General features: G+C 47.6%; 7 protein-coding genes. 4 read left to right on the top strand and 3 right to left on the bottom strand.

Annotation, left to right across the window (positions count from 1 at the left end; all coding sequences use genetic code 11):
• The first annotated feature begins 561 nt into the window (after positions 1 to 561).
• Positions 562 to 1,554 (top strand): extracellular catalytic domain type 1 short-chain-length polyhydroxyalkanoate depolymerase, encoded by a 993-nt coding sequence (locus C230_RS0101670; RefSeq protein WP_018130343.1) that lies wholly within the window; start codon positions 562 to 564, stop codon positions 1,552 to 1,554.
• A 659-nt stretch (positions 1,555 to 2,213) separates the two neighbouring features.
• The gene (locus C230_RS0101660; protein WP_018130341.1) at positions 2,214 to 4,532 is read left to right on the top strand and encodes an extracellular catalytic domain type 1 short-chain-length polyhydroxyalkanoate depolymerase; all 2,319 of its coding nucleotides are present in this window, start codon (positions 2,214 to 2,216) and stop codon (positions 4,530 to 4,532) included.
• A gap of 222 nt (positions 4,533 to 4,754) precedes the next feature.
• On the opposite strand, the gene C230_RS0101655 is transcribed toward C230_RS0101660, so the two are convergent.
• From C230_RS0101655 to C230_RS0101645, 3 genes are read right to left on the bottom strand one after another with little or no spacing between them, the layout of a single operon-like run.
• On the bottom strand, positions 4,755 to 5,996 hold the full coding sequence (locus C230_RS0101655) for a Ger(x)C family spore germination protein (protein ID WP_018130340.1): 1,242 nt from the start codon (positions 5,994 to 5,996) through the stop codon (positions 4,755 to 4,757).
• The gene (locus C230_RS0101650) at positions 5,993 to 7,087 is read right to left on the bottom strand and encodes a GerAB/ArcD/ProY family transporter (RefSeq protein WP_018130339.1); all 1,095 of its coding nucleotides are present in this window, start codon (positions 7,085 to 7,087) and stop codon (positions 5,993 to 5,995) included. The genes C230_RS0101655 and C230_RS0101650 overlap by 4 nt, the downstream gene beginning before the upstream one ends.
• Positions 7,088 to 7,130: 43 nt before the next feature.
• The gene (locus C230_RS0101645) at positions 7,131 to 8,681 is read right to left on the bottom strand and encodes a spore germination protein (protein WP_018130338.1); all 1,551 of its coding nucleotides are present in this window, start codon (positions 8,679 to 8,681) and stop codon (positions 7,131 to 7,133) included.
• A gap of 319 nt (positions 8,682 to 9,000) precedes the next feature.
• On the opposite strand from C230_RS0101645, the gene C230_RS21140 reads away from it, so the two are divergent.
• Entirely contained in the window at positions 9,001 to 9,414 is a 414-nt protein-coding gene (locus C230_RS21140) for a helix-turn-helix domain-containing protein (protein WP_018130337.1), read from the top strand.
• The gene (locus C230_RS0101635; RefSeq protein ID WP_018130336.1) at positions 9,411 to 9,797 is read left to right on the top strand and encodes a gamma-glutamylcyclotransferase family protein; all 387 of its coding nucleotides are present in this window, start codon (positions 9,411 to 9,413) and stop codon (positions 9,795 to 9,797) included. The genes C230_RS21140 and C230_RS0101635 overlap by 4 nt, the downstream gene beginning before the upstream one ends.
• The last annotated feature ends 160 nt before the right edge of the window (positions 9,798 to 9,957 follow it).

Raw genomic sequence — 9,957 nt, 5'->3', positions numbered from 1 at the left:
ATGAATAAACATCAGAAGACAACACAGAATCGGTTTTCACTGTATTGGCCACGACGCCAAACACACCCAAACCGATCAGGAGAATCAGCAAAGTGGTCAATACCAGCGTTTGCGATTCAATTTTTTTCCGAAACTGCCTACCCGTTCGTTTTGACATCGTGTTCACCCCTGTTACGATTTGATCGGCTAATGTTTTATCATCGCGTTATAAGGATAGAAAGCCACAATTTCCTGCCAGTAGAAGCTTCGATCTGAGCTGAAACAGGTAGTCAAAAAGTCTTCCGGCCTGGGGCAGATGAACAACTGAGTTAAACCGCCAACATGCCTCGGCCGAGCAGACCGACCCAGTCTACTTTGTAGTATATCAAAAACATTCGAAATGTCGTGATTTATATCTTTTTGCTTTTAGTCGATTCATTTCGCAGTTTTCTTGCCATTCGGTACGTTGTAGGCTTTTCGTATCTAAGTCTTGTAACTGGATTGTAACTTCGTAGAAATAGAATTAGAAGTGTCCGGATATATAGAATATTCGGATTATTAAAACCGTAGGAGGAGTGGAAGATGGCGGTTCTCACACCCATTACATCCGGGTTGGCCCGTTTGCTGTTTGTTCTTTCCTTTGCCCTCGTGATGTCACTCGCAGGGACGGGCCTGAAACTCGCTCATGCGGGGAGCAGTTCGTGGACCGAATATTATTACGGAAGCGGTTTTTACTTTAAGGTGTATGTTCCAAGCACGTATACCGGTTCACAGGTTCCCTTGATGGTCATGCTGCATGGGTGCCAGCAGAATGCGGACGATTTTGCAGCCGGAACACAGATGAATTCGCTTGCTGAGCAAAAAAACTTCATCGTCTTGTATCCCGAGATGAATTATGCAGCCAACCCGAACGGTTGCTGGAACTGGTTTTACACTTACAACCAGGTTCGCGGGTCGGGAGGAGAGCCCGATATTATCGCGGGTATGGTGAATTGGGTAAAATCTCATTACGCCATTAATTCCAGCAAAGTGTATGTGGCGGGGCTTTCTGCAGGAGGATTCATGGCGACGATCATGGGGGTTACCTATCCGGATATCTTCCATGCGGTGGGGGTTCATTCCGGCGGTGATTACTCGTATGCCTACGATGCGTCCACTGGCCTCGCGGTAATGACTTATGGGACGATCAATCCTGTGGCGGATGGAGACTCCGCTTATCAACAGATGGGGACACATGCGCGTCCTGTTCCGGTGATTGAATTCCACGGCGACAATGACACTGTAGTCAACCCCATTAACGGCACGCAATGCATGCAGCAGTGGGCGCGAACCGACCAAGATGCAGGTGCGAGTGTACATTCCAACCCGGATAGTTCGTGGAACGGCCAGGTATCCGGTGGCTACAGCTATACCGTGTATAATTATAATGACAACAGCGGGAAAAATTGGTTACAGCATTATGTCGTCCACGGTATGGGACATGCTTGGTCTGGTGGCAGCACTGCCGGTTCGTATACCGATCCATATGGACCCAACGCCTCCCAAATTATGTGGAACTTCTTCACGTCACATTAAAAAATCGGATAATGGATTTTTACACGGAGTAGGGAAGAGTGGGGCATCACTTCCCTGCTCTTCCATCCTATTAAAAATTGTAAAATATTTGAATACTGTGATCACCTACTGCGAGCGATGGATTGATGCCAACATCCTATATATCTGAGTTGCCAGCCAATATTCAGGGTGGAGAGGGCACCATGAAAGAGAATAGTCTTGGCGATTTTATTCAACAGCTCTTAGAAGAACATGAGGAAATACTGAATTGGATGGAGGAAAATGAAATACCCAAGTCTGTTCGATGCATGTTGGAACGTGCTCTCGAAGCACATCGAATGTTAATTCGGGATCTTCTCCTAAGAAACGTTGAATCCTCGCTTGAAATCTAGAAGTCCGGTGAAAGACAGCGGCAACATTACTACCTTTCGCATCATGCTACAGAACTGGCAGAGATTGGTGTTTATGTTGGCGGATAAGGTGTATCCACCAAGCCAAACACGCTCGGTTTACAGAAATTCATGGAGCCATCCGGTGATCAAGCGATCTTCTTTGATATTTGCCAAATTGAAAGGGGGGAGAAGGGAATAAACGCTGATCGCTGATCCGTTTTTTGTGGAAACAGGAGTTGTTTCACATGTCTTCGTGCAAAACTTACAGGGGAGGATGGAGGCGGTAAAATGTTCAGAGTATTTAGGTATTACGTTAGGTATTACGTTCTGTTCCTGGTGCTGATGCTTGTCGCTTCTTCCACTTTGTTTGGCAAGGGCTACGCCGCATCGGGTACCTTTGATCAATTTACCTACAGTGGAACTGCCGGAAGCCGTCCGTATTTTGTTTATACTCCGGCAAACTATTCACCCAGCAGTAAAGTTCCGCTGATTGTCATGCTGCACGGTTGCACCCAAACGCCTGCCGATTTTGCCGCGGGCACGCAAATGAATGCACTGGCGGATCAGTATAATTTTATTGTCGTTTATCCGCAGCAAACCAGCACCTACAACCAAAACCAGTGCTGGAACTGGTTTAACCCCAGCCACCAATCGCGAGGTAGCGGGGAGCCGGCCATAATAGCGGGGATCGTTCAGACGGTCGAGCAAAACACTACCCGCTGGAACATCGATACAAACAGGGTGTATGTTGCGGGCTTGTCAGCGGGTGCTGCCATGTCGGTAATTATGGGCGCAACGTATCCGGATATTTTCGCTGCAATCGGCGTTCATTCCGGATTGGAGTACAAAGCCGCCACGGACACCAACTCCGCGTTGACGGCGATGCGGCAGGGAGGTCCCAATCCTTCGCAACAAGGCCAGGCTGCGTATAATGCAATGGGCTCATATGCAAGAGAGGTTCCCACCATCGTGTTTCAAGGGACGGGTGATTACACCGTATATCCGATTAATGGCGACCAGGTTGTCCAGCAATGGATGGCCACGAATCATTTGGCTTCCAACAATACCTACAACGCGGATTTCAGCCACCCATCCTCAACGACTACCGGCCAGGTTTCCGGAACCAACGGCAAATCCTACACGGTTTATCAGTGGAATGACAACAACGCAAATGTGATCCAAGAATATTGGAAAGTGAACGGGATGGGACATGCCTGGTCGGGAGGAAGCTATTCAGGATCGTACACAGATCCGACGGGTCCTAATGCAAGCCAAGCCATGTACAATTTCTTCATGGCGCACCCGATGAACAATGTGACCGTTTCGGCATCTCCAAAAGGCGGAACGTACAACAATTCCGTTTCTGTCACGCTAAGCGCCAATCCGTCGAACGCGACAATCTATTACACGACGGACGGAACGGATCCGACCACAGGTTCCACCCGATATACGTCGGCGATTACGATTTCACAAACCACAACGCTGAAATTTTTTGCCCAGGATGCAAGCGGACACAAAAGCTCTATACAAACGGAAATTTACCAAATTAACAATCCGGGGCCTGTGATTACAGCAAGTCCAACTGGCAATTCATTCGGTGGACCGGTCACCGTGACGTTGAGTTCCAACGAGAGTGGAACTACTATCTACTATACAACGGACGGATCGACTCCCACCACTTCTTCAAGCCGGTATTCGGGGCCGTTGAATTTTACGACTACAACAACTTTGAAATATTTTGGGGTGGACAGCAACGGCTATTCAAGCCAGGTACAAACACAAACCTATACGATACAACCATTTTCGTTTACGGTGACGCCTCCGGGAGGTTCCTACCAAGGGGCGCAAAGCGTGAATATCAGCATGAACGTTCCGGGAACCATTTATTACACCACTGATGGCAGTACTCCGACTCCGTCTTCCACGAAATATACGGGTCCGATTACTGTCGGGACTTCAGAAACTTTAAAATTTATCGGCGTCGACTTGGCAAATAATCAAAGTGCCGTCCAGTCCCAAACATACACGATTACGACGCCTCCCACGCTGCAGACACTGGTTTTAAAATCAATAGCGGCTGAAGACGGATATGTGTACCAATACTCCAGTGACGGTCAACCCAACAGCATGATCGGGTATATTGAAGTCGGTTCCAGTTCGTTAAATCATGGGGAACGAGGCATTCTCTCGTTTGACACCAGCCAGATTCCAAAAGGGGCGACCATTGTTAGCGCGACGATTACCCTGTATCGGTATGATGGCACCTATTTTGCCGATGATTTGGGACCGATTACAGCGGACATCTCTCCCATCGGAGGCTTTAACGGAAACTACGCTCTCGAACAAGCTGACTACGGCGCAGCTTCAGGCGCGGCGAATATAGGCAATTTTGACGCGGTTCCGACCGCTCAGTATCAAGCGATTTCGGATACCATATCGCAGTCGGCTATGCAATATATCAATCTGAACGGTCATACCCAGTTTCGAATTCACTTCCAGAAGGACACCAACAATGACAATGCTCTGGATGTGATCCGGTTCTTCAGTGGAGACAGCTCATTCCTGTATCCTCAATACGTGCCAACACTTACAATCAAATACTACTAGACCGCTCAAACAAACTCCCTTGTGGCTGTGCCAGCAAGGGAGTTTGTGGCTGTACGCCCGGGATGGGCGTCATTTCTAGGGTGAGAGTCCCGAATGGGGACCGGCGAGCGCCGACCGTAGCCGAGGGCAAGGGTGTCCGTCGTGAGGCGAAATCTGAAGGAAGCCAGAGGCAAACGCACGGCTTGAGGCACACGAATCAGGGGTTAGTACAGATTCCTGCTTTCATTTTGATTGTTCTTCTTCCTGCTTTAACTCCTGTTTTTTCTTTTTCACCTCATTTTGCTCTGCAAACGGTGGGGTTGGGGACATTCCGGGGCTACAGATACAGACTTTCGGCTCATACGCCACTTCCACATTCGGAAACACTTCGTCCCACCGATCTTTAACGGAGACCCATTGACGCGGGTATTTATGGTGAAACGCCTCCGCGAAACCGATGATGTCTGTCCGCATTCGCTTTGTTTCCTCGACTGCCATCCTTATGCGGTATTCTAGATCCTTTTCCGCTTCTTTTTCGAGTTTTTTAATAACAAAGGGATCCATTAACGGAAGTTTGGTTCTGTTTTCAACCACATGATCTTTTGTCACCGTCTTAACCGTTATTCTCCATTTTTCATTCTCGATTGACGGAATGAGCTGTGTATTCGCTGCTATTATTTCGAGTGACACGCGGCCTTCTGTTTCTTTTGGTTCAATTGTTACAGTTGCTCGTCTAATTTCGTTCCGCAACCACAAAACTCCTCTTGTCACCTCATCATTAATGCGACCAACCATTTTACCCTGTTTATCAAAAACAGCAGTTCCGTTCAGGCGAATAGTTGTTTTATCTTTCCGTTCACCTGCTTTTGGAGGAACCTCTTCAATCCACGGCAACGCCGCAGCATTTCCTTTCATCATTTGCGTAAAATCGCTAATCGAAACCTTCATTCCAATCTGAAATTCGTTCAGTTCACGAATCTGTTCCGCCGACAATCGTTCAAGCGGCGCCACGACATCCAAAATCTCAAACGCTCTACCCTTACAGACAAACATATATGTACGTAAGCGGACTTGGGGATGACTTGTCAGGAAATCGAGTTCGCCCCGAAGCCCTTGCTTTGCCAACTCTTCCCCGATTATAAGAACCTTCATGTGTCCCCAAAAAATGGTGCGGGGAATTTTTTCCTGTAGCCTTGCTATTGCATCAGCAACTGTCACACCAGTTGCCGATCTCACCGTAAACACCTTTTCACTTCCGCCTCCACTACCACCCCTTGCTTGCGCTCCTCCGCCTCCTGTCAATCTGGGGATGATCATTTGCAACGAGACCTCTATCTTGTCTCCCCTTTTGTCAAGCCCAGCGGCCAACGACAGTAAAACATCGTTTAGTTCCCTTCTGTTCCAACAACCGGCGATCGGCAAAACACTCACACATAGGAAAGTAATCAGCAACGCTCTTAACATTTTTTGCATAGGATTTTTCATGTCTTTTCTACCCACTTGTTTCGCACAACTGCAATCAGCAATAACAACAGTGGAATCACCGTTTGCGCCGTTGTTAGGTAAAAAGGATCCGACTTCTCAAGAAAATGACCCATTTCTGCCATGTTAGAAGCTGACCAGGTGCTAATCAATACAACAAGAAAACCAAGTGGCAGTACAATGGGCCGATAATCAGAGAGATTTAACCATTGGGCGGTGCCAAGAACAAGCGCATAGTAAAATACCGACATTTTGACAAATGTTCCAGTTACCCAAATTGCCATAACGATTACCTCAAGATGTTCAAAAAAGCCAGCAATACTGATATACCGGGCAGCGGCTGTCACAGGGTAAGTAAGATTGGCTGTTGATTCCCCGAATAACAAAAGGACCATAATATTTACCAAGATCATCGTCAACGTAACGGCAAGCACAGAGATCATCCCCCATTTGATTCCTTTTTCCCGATCGACTAAAAAAGGCATTAAAAACGAGATCAGAAAGTATTCACTGAACCATCCTTGGGGGGCGATTGCACCCTTGATTGAGGGTAAGATTCCTTCCTCCATAACAGGCAATATATTCTTTGTTTTGAGATCTGGGATCAGCAGGATAAAAATCACTATTATCAAGACAGTATTGATCGGTACAAAGATCTGGGCTGATCTTGCCAATACTTCTATGCCACCACGGACAGCGAAAGCAAACACCAGTGCCATGCTGCCGATGATGACAATAATCGGGGTTAAGGTTAAGAAGGTGCTGAACACAAAATCACCAAATTCTCTTGCTATAATGCCTGTGTTGTGAAGATAAAAGAGCAAATAGATAAACCCGAGTATCTTGCCTGGAATTCGACCAAGAATGTGCCCGCTGTATTGAATGATTGTCTCCTGCGGATAAAGCTTGTCCAGTCGACCCGTAATATATACGGTAAACAAGCCAACAAATGACGCCCACACTGGTGACAGCCACATGTCCTGCTTCGCATACTTTGCTGTAATCGTTGGTAAAGTGATAACTGCGGTTGCTAGGATCGTCGGGTACATCATGATCGCCATCTGGAACGCAGATATTCGACCTTTTTCGATCATTATCAGCTCGCCTCCTTGGAGTTTGGAAGATGGAGTTGCCCGTTCACTGTTCGTCTCCTCTCCATGGCCCTGGCTTCTGATCAGATTTTTGGCGGTATTTATTGTCCTCGCCCGTTAAATGAGGCCTAGTGTTGAATGCCCAAAAAGGGGCCCGAATTAACACGTCTTTCATGTCGCGTGCTTTTGAAGGGGCCATTGGGCTGAGATAGGGAACTCCAAATGAACGCAAACTGCACAAATGAACCACAATACCGGTAATGCCAAGCATAACCCCAAATATTCCAAGTGTTCCTGCAAGAAAAATCATTGGGAATCGAAGCATTCGTATGGCGATTCCTGCCGAGTATCGAGGGATCGTAAAGGAAGCGATACCCGTAATCGCCACCACTATCACCATCGGTGCTGAAACGATCCCAGCGGTAACCGCTGCTTCACCAATCACAAGGGCCCCGACAATACTAACAGCAGCTCCGACCTGTTGCGGCAATCGGATGCCCGCTTCACGCAATGCTTCAAAAGTAACCTCCATGATCAGTGCCTCTACTACTGCTGGAAACGGAATTTCTTCTCGGGAACGAGCCATGCTGATCAGAAGCGTTGTAGGCACCATCTCATGGTGAAATGTTATAAGTGCAACGTACAACGAAGGCAACAGCAACGATATGAAAAAAAATAAATAACGTAACCAACGAATAGCGGTACCAATCAGAAACCGATAATAGTAGTCCTCCGCCGATTGCAATAAAGAAAACATCGTAACTGGAACAACCAAGGCAAACGGTGTGCCATCCGTAAGAATAACCACACGACCTTCCAGTAAACTGGCCACGGCAACATCCACCCGTTCCGTGTTGATGACCTGTGGAAATGGCGATATCGAATTGTCTTCGATCAATTCCTCAATATTTCCACTTTCCAATACGCCATCGATATCAACCCGCTGCAACCGGTTGAGAACCTCTTGTCTCAAGGTTGGGTCAGCGATCCCTTGCATGTAGGCAATAATGATCTCCGTTTGCGTATAACGCCCAACTTTAATTGATTTCATTTTCAACTGGGGACTTTTGATTCTCCGACGCAGCAACGAAGTGTTGATTTGCAATGTCTCAGTGAATGCGTCCCGCGGCCCCCGAACAACGGATTCTGCCGCCGGTTCATCAATCGCCCGTTTTTCCCATTTGCTCATTCCCAAAGCAAGGCCCTGATTTTCCCGCTCAATCAGGAGAACCGGGTTGCCAATCGAAACCTGTTCCACACAATCGGAAAATGTAAGCACTTCCTTTGCTTTTGAAGCGGTTACCCTTTGTTGTAAAATGGTATGGATATCGATCAAACTAGATGTTGTCTTCTGCATCAGCGGTGCTAGAACGCTCCGGTCGATTTCTTCGATGTTCGACAGACCTTCTATGTAAATCAAGATCGCTTTTTGGTTTCCGCCAATCAAAAAGGGGCGAAAAACCACATCTGAACAATCTGCATAAATTTCACGAAGAATCTGTAGATTCTCGTCAATATCATGTGACAGGAAATCTTGTGGAGTCGACATCGGTATGCCCGCACAAAACGTTGAACGCTTGCGATAGTATTTTCTCATCCGAATCCCTCCACTTTGTCTTCAATTATTGTGCGCTTGTTGCGGAAATTTATTCCTGATCAGTGTTTTATAGCACTAGAGGTTTGGTTTTGTACAATCAAGAATTACCCGCTGCTCCATTCATATGAACTCCGCAAAAAATTACCCCAAATCAATCGGACATCGTAGATTGTTCCGTTCAATATTGAGCAACTTCCGCTTTTTAGGAAGTTCTGGCGTGAAAGAGAAACAGGGCATCCCCTGAAACCCAAAAAGTGAATGTGCTGCGTTGCTTTTTTCTATTCTCTGTATATACTATAGATAAGGACGGTGTTTACCAATGGATAAAAATGAGCTTCGAGTCAGTGGAGAATACCTGCGCGATCTGCGGTTGAAAAAGGGATTGACTCTGGGCCAGGCGGCGGAAATCGTGGGAACGACCGCCGGGTATCTCAGTCATATTGAACGAGGTACGAAAAGGAATCCCAGTTACAAAATCGTGTTGGGGCTGGCAAAACTGTACGGCCTGTCGGTGGAAGACCTGATCGGGGAAGCTGCTCCGCCGACCCAAGCGGTCGATCTCATCGAGCAACTGTACAAGGCTGACACGATCCTGTACGAAGGCCGCGAGATCGACGTCCGGGACGAGTTTGTGGCGGCCCGGATTGAGACAGGGATCCGGATGGGGATCGCTTGGGCTTTGGAATTGATCGAGAAGAGAAAAAACGAGGACGAAAGGAGACGTCATCGATGATCAGCGTGTTTGTCTATGGCACGTTGCTTACCGGAGAGGTCAATCACCGTGTAGCCGCACCGTATCTTCACGGGGTACAACCGGGCTGCGTACGCGGTCGGCTTTACGATGTGGGGGTATTTCCTGCACTGGTGTTGGACACTAAGGGGTATGAAATTCGGGGAGAGTGGTTCGACGTAACGGAGGAAGGACTTCGCACTATGGATCAGCTGGAAGGATACCACGGTCCGGGTCAGGAAAACTTGTACGAACGAGTATGGGTATCGGATGTTGGGAATGGACGATCCGGCTGGGTGTACGTGTGGCCAGATTCGAGAGGTTACCCGGAGATTTCGGTTGGGTCGTGGCGGGAGTATAGATCCGTTCGGGGGGTTCGTGCATAATGAAAACGATCCATTTGCAGGGAATGGGCAATTATCCGGCCATCCCGGCAAAAGAGATCCAGGTTGGCGCGGTTTTGGTTTGGAATTATGGGTATACGAGTGAAGTGGTGGATATACAGTTCAGCAAAACCGGAAAAACGATGACTGTGAAACTGAAAAC

Origin of the sequence: Effusibacillus pohliae DSM 22757 (genome assembly GCF_000376225.1) — a bacterium.
GTDB classification, from domain to species: Bacteria; Bacillota; Bacilli; order Tumebacillales; family Effusibacillaceae; genus Effusibacillus; species Effusibacillus pohliae.
Note: the sequence above shows the minus strand (reverse complement) of the source record. Positions and strands in the feature narration are given on the sequence as shown.